Origin of the sequence: Citrobacter sp. R56, assembly GCF_016811995.1 — a bacterium.
Classification (GTDB): Bacteria; Pseudomonadota; Gammaproteobacteria; order Enterobacterales; family Enterobacteriaceae; genus Citrobacter_D; species Citrobacter_D enshiensis.
Window position 1 is genome coordinate 2,745,068 of the sequence record NZ_CP069159.1, and the last position, 17,240, is coordinate 2,762,307.

Annotated in this window: 15 protein-coding genes; 2 read left to right on the plus strand and 13 right to left on the minus strand. The window is 54.2% G+C overall.

From position 1 onward, the window contains the following. The 4 genes from JM656_RS13065 to yceD form a co-directional block, all read right to left on the minus strand. Window positions 1-966, minus strand: coding sequence for a beta-ketoacyl-ACP synthase III (locus JM656_RS13065; RefSeq protein ID WP_203358164.1), 966 nt, complete (start codon window positions 964-966; stop codon window positions 1-3). A gap of 76 nt (window positions 967-1,042) precedes the next feature. Then, entirely contained in the window at window positions 1,043-2,122 is a 1,080-nt protein-coding gene (gene plsX, locus JM656_RS13070; RefSeq protein ID WP_203358165.1) for a phosphate acyltransferase PlsX, read from the minus strand. A 201-nt stretch (window positions 2,123-2,323) separates the two neighbouring features. After that, complete coding sequence (gene rpmF, locus JM656_RS13075) at window positions 2,324-2,497, minus strand: 50S ribosomal protein L32 (protein ID WP_000290724.1); 174 nt, start codon at window positions 2,495-2,497, stop codon at window positions 2,324-2,326. A gap of 16 nt (window positions 2,498-2,513) precedes the next feature. Beyond that, window positions 2,514-3,035, minus strand: coding sequence for a 23S rRNA accumulation protein YceD (gene yceD / locus JM656_RS13080; RefSeq protein WP_192611884.1), 522 nt, complete (start codon window positions 3,033-3,035; stop codon window positions 2,514-2,516). Window positions 3,036-3,232: 197 nt separating this feature from the next. Here yceD and JM656_RS13085 point away from each other — a divergent pair, with 197 nt between their 5' ends. Further along, entirely contained in the window at window positions 3,233-3,817 is a 585-nt protein-coding gene (locus JM656_RS13085) for a nucleoside triphosphate pyrophosphatase (RefSeq protein WP_192611883.1), read from the plus strand. 81 nt (window positions 3,818-3,898) lie between these two features. On the opposite strand, the gene rluC is transcribed toward JM656_RS13085, so the two are convergent. Continuing rightward, complete coding sequence (rluC, locus tag JM656_RS13090; RefSeq protein ID WP_203358166.1) at window positions 3,899-4,852, minus strand: 23S rRNA pseudouridine(955/2504/2580) synthase RluC; 954 nt, start codon at window positions 4,850-4,852, stop codon at window positions 3,899-3,901. Between the two features lie 572 nt (window positions 4,853-5,424). Here rluC and rne point away from each other — a divergent pair. After that, window positions 5,425-8,652: a ribonuclease E gene (gene rne, locus JM656_RS13095; protein WP_203358167.1), complete on the plus strand. Its 3,228-nt coding sequence runs from the start codon at window positions 5,425-5,427 to the stop codon at window positions 8,650-8,652. A 243-nt stretch (window positions 8,653-8,895) separates the two neighbouring features. Here the strand turns inward: rne and flgL are convergent, their stop codons facing one another. The 8 genes from flgL to flgE all read right to left on the minus strand — a co-directional run bounded on the left by flgL (window position 8,896) and on the right by flgE (window position 17,238). Next, window positions 8,896-9,849 (minus strand): flagellar hook-associated protein FlgL, encoded by a 954-nt coding sequence (gene flgL / locus JM656_RS13100; protein ID WP_203358168.1) that lies wholly within the window; start codon window positions 9,847-9,849, stop codon window positions 8,896-8,898. A 15-nt stretch (window positions 9,850-9,864) separates the two neighbouring features. After that, window positions 9,865-11,508, minus strand: a complete 1,644-nt coding sequence (flgK, locus tag JM656_RS13105) for a flagellar hook-associated protein FlgK (RefSeq protein WP_203358169.1) — start codon at window positions 11,506-11,508, stop codon at window positions 9,865-9,867. A gap of 64 nt (window positions 11,509-11,572) precedes the next feature. Next, window positions 11,573-12,523, minus strand: a complete 951-nt coding sequence (gene flgJ, locus JM656_RS13110; RefSeq protein WP_192611878.1) for a flagellar assembly peptidoglycan hydrolase FlgJ — start codon at window positions 12,521-12,523, stop codon at window positions 11,573-11,575. Then, complete coding sequence (locus JM656_RS13115) at window positions 12,523-13,620, minus strand: flagellar basal body P-ring protein FlgI (RefSeq protein ID WP_203358170.1); 1,098 nt, start codon at window positions 13,618-13,620, stop codon at window positions 12,523-12,525. Before JM656_RS13115 ends, flgJ begins: the two co-directional genes overlap by 1 nt. 12 nt (window positions 13,621-13,632) lie before the next feature. After that, the gene (flgH, locus tag JM656_RS13120; RefSeq protein ID WP_162378992.1) at window positions 13,633-14,331 is read right to left on the minus strand and encodes a flagellar basal body L-ring protein FlgH; all 699 of its coding nucleotides are present in this window, start codon (window positions 14,329-14,331) and stop codon (window positions 13,633-13,635) included. Window positions 14,332-14,388: 57 nt separating this feature from the next. Then, window positions 14,389-15,171 carry a flagellar basal-body rod protein FlgG gene (gene flgG, locus JM656_RS13125; RefSeq protein ID WP_162378993.1) on the minus strand — a complete coding sequence of 261 codons (783 nt, stop codon included), beginning with the start codon at window positions 15,169-15,171 and terminating at the stop codon, window positions 14,389-14,391. A 13-nt stretch (window positions 15,172-15,184) separates the two neighbouring features. Then, window positions 15,185-15,940 (minus strand): flagellar basal body rod protein FlgF, encoded by a 756-nt coding sequence (locus tag JM656_RS13130; protein ID WP_203358171.1) that lies wholly within the window; start codon window positions 15,938-15,940, stop codon window positions 15,185-15,187. A gap of 20 nt (window positions 15,941-15,960) precedes the next feature. After that, a complete protein-coding gene (flgE, locus tag JM656_RS13135; RefSeq protein WP_203358172.1) occupies window positions 15,961-17,238 on the minus strand; it encodes a flagellar hook protein FlgE in 1,278 nt (425 codons plus the stop codon). Window positions 17,239-17,240: the final 2 nt, after the last annotated feature.

Below are 17,240 nucleotides of genomic sequence, written 5' to 3' on the forward strand. Positions count from 1 at the left end.
CTAGAAACGAACCAGCGCGGAGCCCCAGGTGAATCCACCCCCGAAGGCTTCAAGCAATATCAACTGACCGGCTTTGATCCGTCCGTCACGCACGGCTTCGTCGAGCGCGCACGGTACAGATGCAGCAGAAGTATTGCCATGACGGTCAAGCGTAATGACGACTTTCTCTTCAAGCTTGTCTGGATCAATCCCCAGCTTCTTCGCCGTTGCGGAAATGATGCGAAGGTTCGCCTGGTGTGGCACCAGCCAATCCAGGTCGGAGCGAGAAAGACCATTAGCTTCCAGCGTCTCATCAACGATGCGCGCCAGTTCAGTCACCGCGACTTTAAAGACTTCGTTACCCGCCATCGTCAGATGAATCGAGTTTTCCGGATTCACGCGATCGGCATTTGGCAGCGTCAACAATTCACCGTAGCGTCCGTCCGCATGCAAATGCGTCGAAATGATGCCCGGTTCCTCGGATGCGCTCAGAACAACAGCGCCAGCGCCATCACCGAAGATAATGATCGTCCCACGATCGGTCGGATCGCAGGTACGCGCCAGGACATCAGACCCCACCACCAGCGCATGCTTTACTGAACCCGATTTTACATACTGGTCGGCAACGCTTAAGGCATAGGTAAAACCAGCACACGCCGCCGCAACGTCAAACGCCGGACAACCTTTAATGCCCAGCATATTCTGAATCTGGCAAGCGGCACTTGGGAATGCGTGTGTTGAAGATGTGGTCGCAACCACGATCAAACCAATTTGTTCTTTATCGATGCCAGCCATTTCAAGCGCGCGGTTTGCGGCAGTGAAGCCCATCGTCGCGACTGTTTCATTTGGCCCAGCAATATGGCGTTCACGGATACCTGTACGAGCGACGATCCACTCATCAGATGTCTCTACCATTTTTTCCAAATCGGCGTTAGTACGCACTTGTTCAGGCAGATAGCTGCCAGTACCAATAATCTTCGTATACATGTACGCTCAGTCACTTTTCGGTTATATACCACCACGAACAAACTGCTGGTGCGTTAACAGCGAGACGGCCACATGATTACTTGTGTGTCCGCGAACTCCCGCTTTTGCCACCATCCAGCAATTCGAATCCGGCTGGGTATACAGATTCCAGGCGAGCGGCAATTCGCTGAGGAACTTGTCGCTGCACCGCCTGCACTGCCTGTTCAATCGCGACCGCAAATGCTCGCTGATTGGCCGCACCATGACTTTTTATCACCGTGCCGCGCAATCCTAACAGACAGGCGCCATTATACTGGTCGGGGTTGAGGTGACTGAATCGCCTCGTTAGGCTTTTTTGTAACCAACGTTTTAATAACAGCAGCCACCACGACCGTTTTTTACCCTCACCCTGAGATTTCAGCAGTGAGAGAAACATTCTGACAACACCTTCCATTGTCTTTAATGTGACATTACCTGTAAATCCATCACATACCAGAACATCGGTTTTCCCCGTCAATAATTCATTAGCTTCAAGATAGCCGATGTAGTTGATGGAAGGGATTGTTTTTAGCACCACTGAGGCATCCCGAATACTGTCGAGACCCTTGGTTTCTTCTTCGCCGATGTTAAGTAGCGCCACTCGAGGGTTGGTTATGCCAACCACCTCCTCCGCTAATACGGAGCCCATAATGGCGAACTGCACTAACATCGTGCTGTCGCAATCGACGTTGGCGCCAAGATCCAGCACCACCGTTTTGCCCTTTTGCTGATGCGGTAAAACCGTCACCAACGCCGGACGCTCAATCCCCTCAAGTGGTTTGAGCAATAATTTCGCCAGTCCCATCAGCGCGCCCGTATTACCGGCGCTCACACAGGCCTCAGCTCGACCTTCTTTCACCAGCTCCAGGGCCACACGCATAGAGCTACCGCGACTGGCGCGGATCGCTTGCGAAGGCCGGGCATCACTGGCAATAACTGACTGTGCAGGGATAATCTGCAGACGCGAACGTTGTTCAAAGTCAGCTTTGGCAAGTAATGGCGTGATTGTATCGGGATTCCCGACTAAAAGAAGTGTGAGTTGCGAATTAGAATTCAGTGCCTGCAGTGCTGCAGGCACTGTCACGGAAGGGCCAAAATCGCCCCCCATGACATCTAACGCCAGGGTTAGACGTGTCAAGGTATCGTCGCCGCCCGGTTTGGTGTTTCCCCGCTCACACGGGGAAATCCTCACTAAGCTTCATCACGCTTGTACTCTTCGACATTCACACTGCAGGCGCACTGACCGCGCTTATTCACCCCAGGGCATAGTAACCTGTGCAGTGGGGTTCCTCTCGCTTGCCGGTTTCCTGAAACGCGAAATCCGTTGAGTAACGCGTGATTACTTAGCGATTACCTTGCGACCGCGGTAGAAACCGTCGGCAGTGATGTGGTGACGCAGGTGTTTCTCACCAGAGGTTTTGTCTACAGACAGGCTGGTGACTGCGGTCAGAGCGTCATGAGAACGACGCATGCCACGTTTGGAACGGGTTGGTTTATTCTGTTGTACGGCCATGGACCTTACTCCTCAATTACTTACGCTTTAAGCTGGCTAATACGGCAAATGGATTTGGTTTTTGCACTTCAACAGGCAATTCACCAAAGACCATGTCCGCCTCGGACACTTCACAGTGTTCAGAATCATGCACCGGAACTACCGGCAAGGAGAGGATAATTTCATCTTCTACCATTGCAAGCAGATCGATTTCACCGAATTCGTTAACCTCAATCGGCTCATACGCTTCCGGGAGTGCTTCAGCTTGTTCGTCAGAACGGACAGGACTGAAACAATACGTTGTGTGTACATGGTGTGGAAACGGCTTCCCGCAACGCTGGCATTCGAGCGTTACCGAAACCTTCGCATCACCCGTAATAACGGCGAGACGTTGATTATCGATAGCGAACGACATGGAGCATTCCACATCACTGTCCACACTGACTACAGAATCGGCGACGCGCTCTGCCAGATCGGAAGGAAAGATACCTTCGTAATCGAGGCGTTTTTGAGCCGTACGAACCGGATCAAGAGTCAGGGGTAATTTTACCTTTTGCATAGGGCGCGCATATTAACTTTGTAACGTCATATAGTCAAAGAAAAAGGCAACGTGCGGTTGCCTTTTGCCAATAATTCGCACACATTGCGAGTCACAGTCTTAAAATCAATCAGGACAAGCCGCTGTGGCACGCTTGAACGTCCCGGCGCCTAGTTTAAAATGGCTCACATCATTACGCTATATCTGGGGAAAAAAATATGCCGCAACTGATTCTCGCCTCAACGTCTCCCTGGCGTCGCGCGTTGCTCGAAAAACTGTGTATCCCCTTCGAATGCGCAGCCCCAGAGGTCGACGAGACCCCGATGCCAGGCGAAGCGCCGCGACATCTGGTATTGCGTCTGGCACAGGAAAAAGCACAATCTCTCGCCCACCGTTTCCCAAATCATCTGATTATTGGTTCCGACCAGATTTGCGTTCTGGACGGCGAAATTACAGGTAAACCGCTAACCGAAGAAAAAGCACGGCAACAATTAGCGAAAGCCAGCGGGAATATTGTGACGTTTTATACCGGGCTTGCGCTTTATCATTCCGCAACCGGGCACTTGCAAACAGAAGTCGAGCCTTTCGATGTCCATTTCCGTCATCTGAGCGAAACGGAAATCGAGGACTATGTGCGCAAAGAACGCCCATTACATTGTGCGGGGAGCTTTAAAAGCGAAGGACTCGGCATCGCGCTTTTCGAGCGCTTAGAGGGACGAGACCCTAACACGCTCATTGGCCTGCCGTTGATTGCGCTGTGTCAGATGCTGCGCCGGGAAGAGATGAACCCGCTGAAGGCCTAGTGTGTCTGCCTGATGGCGCACTAGAGCGTCTTATCAGGCCTACAATGGACATGACTCCGTAGGCCAGATAAGCAAAGCGCCTTAAGCTTTGTTACGCAATACCTGAAGACAATGCTTCAGTTGGTTATCCATCGGCGCTTCGATACGTAACACTTCTCCGGTGCCGGGATGGGTGAACTTCAGCGCTGCGGCATGGAGAAAGAGTCGCGATAACCCTGTGCCCGCCAGCTGTTTATCGAACTCACGATCGCCGTAACGATCGTCAAATGCGATAGGATGCCCGGCATATTGGGTGTGAACACGAATCTGATGGGTTCTTCCAGTCACCGGGCTACAACGTACCAGCGTGGCGAACGCGTAGCGCTCTTCCACTTTGAAACGTGTCTCCGACGGCTTACCTTCCTGGTTTACCCGCACAATACGCTCACCGCTTTGCAGAATATTCTTTAATAAAGGTGCCTGGACCGTTTTGACGTGCGACTGCCACTGACCGCGCACCAGCGCCAGGTAATCTTTTTGCATTCCCTTTTCGCGCAACTGTTCATGCAGCGAACGCAAAGCAGACCGTTTTTTCGCCACCAGCAATACGCCGGAGGTGTCACGGTCAAGGCGATGCACCAGTTCCAGGAAACGTGCTTCTGGTCTCAGTGCGCGTAAACCTTCAATCACCCCGAAACTGAGCCCGCTTCCGCCATGCACAGCCGTACCGGAAGGTTTGTTTAGCACCAGAATATGTTCATCCTCATAGAGAATGACATCTGCCAATGCCGCGACTTTTTGCAGATGCGGCGAAACCGCCTCTTCTTCGCGTTCGGCAACACGCACTGGCGGAATACGCACCTCATCCCCGGCTTCCAATTTATACTCGGGTTTGATGCGCTTTTTGTTCACCCGCACTTCGCCTTTACGCAAAATGCGATAAATCATACTTTTTGGCACGCCTTTAAGTTGCGTGCGTAAAAAGTTGTCGATTCGTTGCCCAGCTTCGTCTGCTGAAATGGCAATCATTTTTACGGATGGAGTCTCTGTTTTCATGGTGGGCGATTCTAAATAGCCATTGAGATTAGCGCCACTCATTTTTCTATGCTTATATTTACTTTTACACCCGTTCACTCACCGTCCACTTCTTCATTTTGGCGGTTATTAAACCAATCACTCTGCAGAAGTGAAAAAACTGTGAGTAACCGGGTGATAAATGGTAAAAGTCATCTTGCTATAACAAGGTTAGCAGTGGAATAATGAGGCTGTTTCCGTGTTGAAACTTGCTAAAACAAGAACTTTTACGGAATAACCCATTTTGTCTGACCGATCATCAACGCAGCAATGGCGTAAGACGTATTGATCTTTCAGACAGTTAGCGGGCTGCGGGTTGCAGTCCTTACCGGTAGATAGGATCTTCTCTGGAGAGTAATACCCAGACTGTTCCCCTGATAATTGCGCTGTGTTTCCGTTTGAAATACAGGCAACCGACACTCTGCGCCTCTTTGAGCTGACGACAACCGTGAGGTTGGCGACGCGAATAGTCACGAGGCCATCGGTTCACACCCGGAAAGGCGTTACTATGCCCGCAGCTTAGTCGTCAATGTAAGAATAATGAGTAAGTTACGATGAAAAGAATGTTAATCAACGCAACTCAGCAGGAAGAGTTGCGTGTCGCCCTTGTAGATGGGCAACGTCTGTACGACCTGGATATCGAAAGTCCTGGACATGAACAGAAAAAAGCAAACATCTATAAAGGCAAAATTACCCGTATTGAACCGAGTCTGGAAGCCGCTTTTGTTGATTACGGCGCTGAACGTCACGGTTTCCTCCCGTTAAAAGAAATTGCCCGCGAATATTTCCCCGCCAATTACAACGCCCATGGTCGTCCAAACATTAAAGATGTGTTGCGCGAAGGCCAGGAAGTTATTGTTCAGATTGATAAAGAAGAACGTGGCAACAAAGGTGCTGCGCTGACGACATTTATCAGTCTGGCGGGGAGCTATCTGGTTCTGATGCCGAACAACCCGCGTGCGGGCGGCATTTCTCGTCGTATTGAAGGCGACGATCGTACCGAGTTAAAAGAAGCGCTGGCGAGCCTGGAACTGCCTGATGGCATGGGGCTCATCGTGCGTACCGCTGGCGTCGGCAAATCTGCCGAAGCGCTGCAGTGGGATCTGAGCTTCCGTCTTAAACACTGGGAAGCGATTCAGAAAGCCGCTGAAAGCCGCCCTGCTCCGTTCCTGATCCACCAGGAAAGTAACGTTATCGTTCGTGCTTTCCGTGACTATTTACGTCAGGACATCGGTGAAATCCTCATCGATAACCCGAAAGTGCTTGAACTGGCGCGCCAGCACATCGCAGCGCTGGGTCGCCCGGATTTCAGCAGCAAAATTAAGCTCTACACCGGTGAAATTCCGCTGTTTAGCCACTACCAGATCGAATCGCAGATCGAATCTGCATTCCAGCGCGAAGTCCGCCTGCCTTCCGGCGGTTCCATCGTTATCGACAGCACCGAAGCGTTAACCGCTATCGATATCAACTCTGCTCGCGCCACGCGCGGCGGTGATATCGAAGAGACCGCGTTCAACACCAACCTGGAAGCGGCCGATGAGATCGCTCGTCAACTGCGTCTGCGTGACCTCGGCGGCCTGATTGTTATCGACTTCATCGATATGACCCCGGTTCGCCACCAGCGCGCGGTTGAAAACCGTCTGCGTGAAGCGGTACGCCAGGATCGCGCGCGTATTCAGATCAGCCATATTTCCCGCTTTGGCCTGCTGGAGATGTCCCGTCAGCGCCTGAGCCCATCTCTGGGTGAATCCAGCCATCACGTTTGCCCACGCTGTAGCGGCACCGGCACCGTTCGTGATAATGAATCGCTGTCCCTGTCTATTCTGCGTCTGATTGAAGAAGAAGCGCTGAAAGAAAACACCCAGGAAGTGCACGCGATTGTTCCTGTGCCGATCGCTTCATATCTGCTGAACGAAAAACGTAACGCGGTAAATGCGATTGAAACGCGTCAGGATGGCGTTCGCTGTGTGATCGTACCAAACGATCAGATGGAAACTCCGCACTACTCCGTGCTGCGTGTCCGTAAAGGCGAAGAAACACCGACCCTGAGCTATATGCTGCCGAAACTGCATGAAGAGGCAATGGCATTACCTTCTGAAGAAGAGTATGCCGAGCGTAAACGCCCTGAGCAACCGGCGCTGGCGACCTTTGCCATGCCAGAAGTTCCGCCTGCACCAGAACCTACAGAGTCCGTTGTTAAAGCCACTGCACCGAAGGCAGCCGCAGTGACCGTTGCAGCCGCCGCTGCACAGCCGGGTCTGTTAAGCCGTTTCTTTGGCGCGCTGAAATCCATGTTCGCTGGCAGTGAAGAAGCGAAACCGGTTGAGCAAGCAGAACCTAAAGCGGAAGAGAAACCGGAACGTCAGCAGGATCGCCGCAAGCCGCGCCAGAACAATCGCCGCGATCGTAATGATCGCCGTGATAACCGCAATGAGCGTGGTGACCGCAGTGACCGTGGCGAACGTTCAGAAGGCGGTGAAAACCGCGAAGAGAACCGTCGTAACCGCCGTCAGCCTTCGCCGCAAAATGCAGAGTCGCGCGACAACCGTCAGCAGACGGTCAATGACGTTAGCGAAAAAGCCAAATCCGGTGATGAGCAGCAAGCGCCGCGTCGCGATCGTAATCGTCGTCGTAGCGACGACAAACGTCAGGCGCAGCAGGAAGTTAAAGCGCTCAACCTTGATGAGCAACCGGTACAGGAAGTTGAACAGGAAGAGCGCGTTCGTCAGCCTCAACCGCGTCGTAAACAACGCCAGCTGAACCAGAAAGTACGTTACGGTGAGAGCGCAGCGGTTGACGTCGAACTCGCGGCCACTGCGGTCGTTGAGAATGTTGCGACCCAGGCTGTAGAGCAAACAGCACCGGTTCAACGTACTGAGCTGGCAAAACTGGATCTGCCGGTTGTCGCCGATACTACCGTAGAACAGGAAGAGAACGCCGACGCGCGCGACAACAACGGTATGCCGCGTCGCTCACGTCGTTCACCTCGTCATCTGCGCGTCAGCGGCCAACGTCGTCGTCGCTACCGTGATGAGCGCTACCCGGTTCAGTCACCGATGCCGTTGACCATCGCCTGTGCTTCTCCGGAAATGGCCTCTGGCAAAGTGTGGATCCGTTACCCGGTTGTTCGTCCTCAGGATGCGCAGGTTGAAGAGCAACGTGGACAAGAGATCGCACCGGTAGTCACCCAAACCACCGCGATGAAGCCGCAAGCCGTTGCCGTCGAGCAGGTTATCGAAACTCCAGTTCAGACCGAAACGGTTGCTGTCGAGCCGCAGCCTGTTGTTGCGGAAACTAAGGTTGTGGAAACGACGCACCCGGAAGTCATCGCAACGGCCGTTGCTGAACAGCCACAGGTTATCGCGCAAGCGGATGTCCCTGTTGCCGAAGAAATCATTTCTGAAGCGAAAGCGGTGGAAGAAGTTCAGGAAACCGTAATCGCCGAATCTGCGGACGTTGTCGCTGAACCTGAAGTGGTTGCCGAGGTCGCTGAACCTGTCGTTGTGGTGGAAGAAGACGCGAAAGTCGAGGTGATTGCACCTGTTGTCGCGGCTGAAGTCATTGAAGAGACCGCGCCTGTCGCCGTTGAATCTCTGCCAGCAAGCCACCACGCCACTGCGCCGATGACCCGTGCACCTGCACCGGAATATGTTCCGGAAGCGCCGCGTCACAGCGACTGGCAGCGTCCAGAGTTTGCCTTTGAAGGTAAAGGGGCTGCCGGGGGTCACAGTGCAACGCATCAGGCGTCAGCGCAACCAACGCGTCCTCAGCCGATAGAATAAGCAGACAAACCGCTAAAGCCGACCTTCTGGTCGGCTTTTTTTTATCCTTAATTCGGTCGCTGCGGCTTGTCAATGCCGCTTTTGTGTCTGCAAATCGCCCATGTTCGCGTTGCAGATAACACATAACCATCGTGCGCAGTTTTGTCTTGCCACTACGTTATTTAGGCGCAAAAAAAGCCCGCTCCGGGGTGATGGAGCGGGCAGACAAAACATACCCGATTTCACGGTATGTTTTAAAAAAGATTATCGGTTTAGCTGAAACAGCGACATACCCTGCATATCGGTAAACGCTTTATAAGACGCCTGTAGCGCCGCCTGTTGCATCACATACGAAGAGATTGCCGCATTCCAGTCCACGTCGACCAGGTTGCTCATTTGCTGCGTCTGACCCAACGCGCGATCGCTTCCCAATGCATCCAGTGAACCAAGCTCATCCAGTTGCGTTCCCAGTTCTGCCCGCACCGTCAGAATATTATTCATCGAGTTTTTTAAGCCCCGGTTGGTTTTATCAATCGCCGCCGACGCTTTATCTCTTGCCGCATCATCCCCCGCCACCGGCGTGTTCAGCGCGTCGATAGCGCTATCCAGCATTTTGAACAGACTGGTTTCAGAAGCGCTGCCGTCTGGCTCCGGCACGGCATTACTGGTGATTTTATTAAAAATTTGGTCACCGGTGTGGCCAATCACCATCGTACGGGACGCATCGACCTGTTGGGTGACGCTCTCACGCCCGCCGCTGTATGCGCCGTCCGTCTGGGAAAATGGCGCCGTTTCAGTCTTATAACCAGCAAAAATATAGCGCCCATTACCATCGGTGCTGTTCGCCAGGTTCATCAGCTGATCGCGGATCCCCTGCAGGCCTGTCGCCAGCGAAGCACGGTCATCGTCACTTAACGTACCGTTACCCGCATTGACGATTAACTCTTGTGCACCTTGAATCGCCGTTATCGACTGCCTTAACACATTCTCTTCCAGCGACACTTTCTGCGTGGCAAACGAACGCGCCAGCGCGAACTGACTGTTCTGCGCCTGCGCCTGCGACAAGACAACGGCCTGCGAAGCGGCAATCGGATCATCCGACGGATTAATCACACGCTTGCCCGTGGACATCTGTTCGCCGTACTTCATCCATTCGGCCTGGGAATTGGTGATGCCACGCATATTCTGCTGGTACATCATCTGGGTACTGATACGCATTTAAGCCCCTCTCCTTTAGCGAATGTTCATCAGCGCATCAAACATCGAACTGGCCGTTTGCAGGACTTGCGCATTCGCCAGATAGTACTGTTGATAACGTTGCAGGTTGCCATACTCTTCATCAAGATTGACGCCAGAGATCGACTGCTGCTGGTTCGTCAGTTGGGTCACCACATTGCCCTGGGTGGTGCTACTGGTTTTCAGCGTGGCGGTTTTATTCCCCACATCACTGACCAGCGTGGCGTAAGCATCGTTAAAGGTTTTATTGCCGACGGTGGCTTTGGTTTGCAGATCCAGCAGCGCCTGACCGTTGCGGTTATCACTCTGGCCGGAATCCTTAAGGCCAGACATGGCGATTTTCGACTCATCCGTGACCATCACTTTCATGTTCACAATGGCGTCACTGACCGGCTTTAACGTAAAGCTGTCATTGGCTTTCGCTCCCGGCGTTCCGCTGATCGTCACTTTCAGACCGTCAATATCCAGCTTACCGTTGGCATCGGGTTTCGCTTCGAAAGTGGTGTTATCCGCAAGACGCGTGACCTGCCACTTACTGCCGTCGTACACCACTTTATAATCCGTGGCCTGCACTTTTGTGCTGTCATCCACTTCAGCCGTTAATACCGCATTACCGCTATTTTTGGCGTTACCGATAACCGAGGGTTTTCCGATCGCGAAAAAGTCTTTACCGGCATCGCCGTTGGCATCAAAACCCGCTTTGTGCTGGGTATTAAATTCAGTGGCCAACGCCAACGCTAACTGGCCCAGGGTATTGCGGGTCTGGTCCAGATCCTGAGAACGGAACGTCATCAGGCCGCCGAGCGAGCCGGTATTGAGCAGTTTCTCAGGAATTTCAATGTTTCCGGCCGCCGCATCAACATAGGCAACCGTGGTCCGCGAAGGATCGGCGCTGGATGGCACCGCCGCGAGTTGACGTGCATTACTGCCCTGTACCAGGGTATATCCGTTTGCCATCGTCAGGTTATAGGTGCCGCCATCCTGGACGCTGACCTCAACGCCGACAATTTTGTTTAACTCGCTCACCAGCTGATCGCGCTGGTCAAGAAGGTCATTTGGTGATGCCCCTGCCCCCACGCCGGTCAGACGGGAGATCTGGTCATTCAGGCTGGCAATCTGTTTCGAATAGTTGTTGATCTGCTCAACGCTGGACGAAATAGCCGTGTTGACCTGTTTATCCTGATCGCGCAGGTATTGATCGGTGGTCTTAAACTGGTTTACCAGTCCGTTCGCTTTTCCAATCAGCGCCTGACGCGCTGCGGGATCTTCCGCGTTACTGACCAACGTTTGCAGACTGGTGAAAAAGTCCTGCATCGAGGTCGAAATTGAGCTGGTTTTACTGGAAAGCAGGTTGTCGATTTTCGACATTTGCTCAAAACGGGTAGTCAACCCGCTGCTCTGGTTTTCGGCTGCACGCAGCTGATTGGTGATAAACGCGTCGTACTCGCGCTGCACGCCTGAGACATACACGCCATTGCCGCCCCAACCACCCGCACCTAACGTACTGTTCGCTTGCGACATAATGGTGGTTTGTCGGGTATATCCCGCAACGTTATAACTGGCGATGTTGTTACTGGCGGTATTTAACGCAGCCTGGGCCGCGTTAAGTCCACTCATGGCGTTGTTAATCAAGCTGGACATGGAGATTCCTTTTAATCCTTCAATACAGGTTATTATCGGCAGCGGCTTGCTGGACTTGAGCTATTTAGAAGAGATTGTCGAGATTGGCGCTGTACGTTTTATTCACTTTTTCGCTCATCGACTTCAGCTGTTGGATCATGCTGGTGAGTTTGCGCGCATAGTGCGGGTCGGTGGCGTATCCCGCATTTTGCAAGGCCTGTGCGCCCTGCTCCGCACTGGATGCTGACGTCACCCCAGCGTAGCGCGGGTTACGGGTCAACAGCCCCACATAATCCGACAGCGCCTCCAGATACGAGCTGTAGACGCGGAATCGGGCTTTCACCTTTTTCGCCTCACCGTTTTCAAATTCCGTGGTGGTGATTTCCGTGGTGGGGCCCTTCCAGCTCCCCGAAGCTTTAACACCAAAAATGTTAAAACTGGGTTCGCCGTTTTCACGGCGAATTTGCCGTTGCCCCCACCCGGATTCCAGCGCCGCCTGCGCCAGAATCAGGTGGTGCGGGACGCCGCTCTGCTCGCTTGCCAGGCGCGCGGGGAGGGAAAGCTGAGCAAGAAACGCTTTGCTGTCGCCCGAGAGCGGTTCATCGTGGCTCTCGGGGGTTTTCGGCATCGCTTTTCGTACCAGTTGCGTCAACGCCTGATTTTGATAGCTGGTCACCGTTTCCAGCGAGAACTTCATCGGTATCTGCGGCGCGTCATCGGCAGGCTGGGCCTGCCCCTCGGTCATTTGTTTGACCATCATCTCCGCCAACCCCAGACCTTTACCTGCCGTCATCTGTTGCGCAATTTGCTGGTCGTACATGCTGGTATACAGGCGCGTCGAGTCGCTGCTAAACACGCCATCTTTCGGCAGCGCTTCACGCATGCTTTTCAACATCATCTGCACGAACATCCCCTCAACCTGGCGGGCGACCGGGCGGAGGTTCGCCGCCGGATCCTGCCCTGCTTTGGCCTTCAGATCGTTAAGCGACTGGGCATCCCAGGCCGCGCTGGCCAGCAGTTTGCTTTCTCCAATCATCAGATAATTTCCAGCTTCGCCCGTAAACACCCTGCGCTTTGCATGGACTGCAGAATGGACATCAAATCCATTGGCGTCGCGCCAAGGGCATTAAGCGCCCGTACCACGTTGTTCAGGTTCGCGCTGGAGCGCACGCTTTGTAGTGAACCCCCGCTCTGGCGCAGGTCGATCTGCGTTTGCGGTGTAACGACCGTTTGCCCACCGCCAAACGGCGTATCCGGCTGGCTGACGTTAGCCTGGCGATTCACCGTCACCGACAGGTTGCCCTGCGCGACAGCACAGCTGTCCAGCGTCACTTCACGGTTCATCACCACGGAGCCGGTTCGTGAGTTAATCACCACTTTCGCGTCCTGCGGCGTGACGTTCACTTCCATATTCTGAATATCGGCGAGGAAACGGACCTGAGAGCTGTTGCCGCTCGGCACCCGCACCTGGATAGTGCGCGCATCCAGCGCCGTCGCGCTGCCAAAACCCCGGGAGCGGTTGATGGTGTCGGTGATCTGCTGCGCCAGGGTGAAATCTTCATTGTTGAGCTGCAGATTAAGGGTATTACCACCACCAAACTGGCTCGGCAGTTCCCGCTCAATCACCGCGCCATTGGTAATGCGCCCGCCATTCAGTTGGTTCACCTGGACGCTGCTGCCTCCGGCGGACGCCCCGGCCCCGCCGACCAGAATATTTCCCTGCGCCAGCGCGTAGACCTGACTATCAACCCCTTTCAGCGGGGTCATTAACAGTGTCCCGCCACGCAAACTTTTGGCGTTACCCATCGAGGAAACCACCACATCGATGGTCTGCCCCTGGCGACCAAACGCCGGAAAACTGGCGGTGACCATTACCGCCGCCACGTTTTTCAGCTGCATGTTCGTCCCGGTCGGGACGGTAATCCCCATCTGAGAGAGCATGTTATTGAGCGTTTGTGTCGTGAACGGGGTTTGCGTGGTCTGATCGCCTGTGCCGTCCAGCCCGACCACCAGTCCGTAGCCAATCAGCGAGTTTTCACGCACGCCCTGAACGCTGGTCAGATCGCGGATACGATCGGCATGTGCGAAGGTCGTCGCCAGCAGCAGTACGACGCCAATAAAAGATTTAAACACTGGGAACCTCGCTTACATCGGCGACAAGTTAAGGAAGAAACGCTGCAGCCAACCCATATTCTGCGCTTCGTTTATGTAGCCGTTACCGACATACTCTATGCGTGCATCCGCAACCTGCGTTGACGGAACGCTGTTGCTGCCGCTGATCGTGCGTGGATTCACAACCCCGGAGAAGCGGATGAATTCAGTGCCCTGGTTGATGGCGATCTGTTTTTCACCCACCACATGTAAATTGCCATTCACCAGCACCTGATCGACGGTGACCGTCAACGTGCCGCTAAAGGTGTTGCTGGCGTTCGCGCCGCCTTTGCCATTGAAAGAGTTTCCGCCGGAAGCGTCTACGTCTGCACGCGCGTTACCGAATAATCCTTCCAGATAGCGCGGAACGGTGTCGAAGCCAAAATTCGTTTTGCCATCGCGGCTGGCATTGGCTGAGGAGCTTTTGCTGGCGCTGACGTTTTCCTGCAAGACAATCGTCAACGTATCGCCAATGTTACGCGGACGTCGGTCTTCGAATAGCGGCTGATAGCCATAATTAACCGGTTGTGCAGACTGAAAGATGGAGCCATTCGCCACCTGCGTCGGGCCAGGTATTGGTTGTGCCGTCGTCGCGCCCTGCACGAGCGGCGTGGCGGGGATCCAGGCACATCCTGTCAGTGAAACCACCAGCAGGGCCATCATCGGGTATGGGTGAAGCGCGTATTTTCGCATTGCCTTCATCTTCAAAATCAGTGTGCCGGTGAGGTTTTCACCCCACCGGCCAACACGTTAGAGTTGCGTCAGTTTCTGCAGCATCTGATCGGTCGTCGACACCGCTTTACTGTTGATTTCGTAAGCGCGCTGAACCTGGATCATATTCACCAGCTCTTCCGCGACGTTCACGTTGGAGGTTTCGACATAGCCCTGATACAACAGACCCGCACCGTTCAAACCCGGCGTGCTTTCGTTTGGCGCGCCCGACGATTGCGTTTCGGTGTACAGGTTCTCGCCGATGCTCTCCAGACCGGTGTCATTCATAAAGGTGGTCAGGTTCAGCTGGCCAACCTGCACAGGTGCCGCCTGTCCCTGCTGCGTCACACTGACTACGCCATCACGTCCGATAGTGATGCTGAGTGAGTTCGCCGGGATCGTGATCGCAGGCTGAACCTGAAAACCGCCCGCCGTCACCAGTTGACCGTTTTGATCGACCTGGAATGAACCGTCACGGGTGTAGGCCGACGTGCCATCCGGCAGCATGACCTGGAAAAAGCCCTGCCCTTTGATGGCGACGTCTTTGCTGTTGTTGGTCTGAGACAAGTTGCCCTGACTGTGCAGACGTTCCGTGGCGACAGGACGAACACCGGTACCAATTTGCAGGCCGGAGGGTAAGGTCGTCTGCTCCGAAGACTGGGCGCCAGGCTGGCGAATCGTCTGGTAAAGCAGATCTTCAAACACCGCGCGCTGACGCTTAAAACCATTGGTGCTGACGTTTGCCAGGTTGTTGGCAATCACATCCATATTGGTTTGCTGGGCGTCGAGACCGGTTTTGGCGATCCATAATGAACTGATCATAAAATGTCCTGTATTAACTCATCGACAGCAGTTGGTTAGCGCGGCCTGCGTTGTCATCAACGCTGCTGATCACTTTCATCTGCATTTCAAAACGACGGGCGCTGGCGATCATGTCGCTCATGGCGGAGACGGCACTGACGTTGCTGCCCTCCAGGACGCCAGACATGATGCGAATGGACGGATCGGCCTGCAGGGCCGGGCCACGAGTCGCCTGTGTCGCTGCGGTCAGACGGAACATGCCGTCGTCGCCGCGCTGCACTTCATTGCCCATCGCTTTGACCAGTTTCAGACGTCCCACTGGCGCCACCGTATTCGCCGGATCGCCGGGATTCAGTGCCGAGATGGTGCCATCCGCCGCGATGGTAATTTCGGAGCCTTCCGGCACGGCGATGGGACCCGCTTCGCCAATCACCGGGTGCCCCTGAATCGTCAGTTCGCCGGTCGGACTCACCTGGATACTGCCGTTACGGGTATACCCTTCGCTGCCGTCGGCGGTTTGTACGGCCAGCCAGCCGTCCTGCTGCAGCGCGACATCCAGCGGTCGTGAGGTGTAATCCATCTGCCCCGGGGTCATATCGGCCCCTGGGGTAGAGGCCGTGACAAGGGTACGCGTCGGTAAAGAAAGCCCTTCAACCGGCACTGCGCGCAACGCAGTGAGCTGTGCACGAAAACCCGGCGTTGAGGCATTGGCCAGGTTGCTGGCCGTCACCGCCTGTTGATTCAGGGTCTGACTGGCCGCCCCCATGGCGGTATAAATTGCGTGATCCATTAAGCCATCCTGTCAGGCGCTTAGCGCAGGTTGACCAGCGTGTTGAGGATCTGATCCTGGGTCTTGATGGTCTGCGCGTTAGACTGATAGTTACGCTGGGCGACAATCATGTTCACCAGTTCTTTACTCAGGTCCACGTTAGAGGCTTCCAGCGCACCGTTGGTCAACTTACCGAAGTTACCGGTACCCGCCGTCCCCAGTAGTGCAACACCCGAAGACTGTGTGGCGGCCCAGACGTTATCCCCCTGCGAGGCCAGCCCTTCGTTGTTGGCAAAGTTAGCCAGTACGATTTGCCCCAGAACCTGTGTCTGCTCGTTGGAGTAGTTCCCCACCACGGTGCCATCATCGTTGATCTTGTAGCCCACCAAATCGCCCGGCTTGTAGCCGTTCTGCGTAGCGGCAATAACACTGTTTGTACCCGTGTTTTGCTGCATAGAATTTTGCAGGCTCAGCGTGAATGTCGCAGGGACCGCACCGTTTATTGTGCCGGTAGTGATCGAAAACGAAGGTGTTGCATTTGCCGCGCCCAGCGTCCAGGTTGATTTAGTCTCAGGAGGCGTCGGCTTCACTTCGGTATAGCTTTTAACGGCCTCCAGAGAGCCATTGGTATCGAAGGTCATCTGGCTTGATTTCACCAGCGGTGCGTTTGCTACGCTGGAATCCTGAGTCCAGATATCCCAGGTGTTATCACCGGTTTTAACATAGTAAAGGTTAATGTCGTGCTGGTTCCCTTGGCTGTCAAATACCGTCAGCGGCGCACGTTTGTTATAGCTGTCAGCATCGGACGGCGAAAACTCATTCGTCGGTACTTCTGCAGATGAGTTCAGGTTGATCTGCATCGTCGCCGTTTCGGTGGATTTTCCCCCCATCAGCGTATTGGGGATCGTAATCGGTGCCGGGTTTGCGCCCTGTTGGATAGTCGGCGGCGTACCGGTGGCCGGATAACCGGTCAGTTGCAGACCCTGCATGTTGACCAGATTGCGATTTTCGTCGAGTTTAAACTGACCGTTACGGCTATAAAAAACAGACCCGTTGCTGTCCACCATACGGAAGAAACCGTTCTGGCTGATGGCAACGTCCAAACCACGACCTGTGTTGGTGGTGGTGCCATCGGTAAAGTCCTGGGTGATCCCCGCCACTTTAACGCCCAGCCCTACTTTGGAACCGGCAAACATATCGGCAAATGAGGCCGACCCGGATTTAAACCCATAGGTGGCGGAGTTGGCGATGTTATTACCAATGACATCGAGATTGGTGGCTGCAGCGTTCAGGCCGCTGACCGCTTGAGAAAAGGCCATTT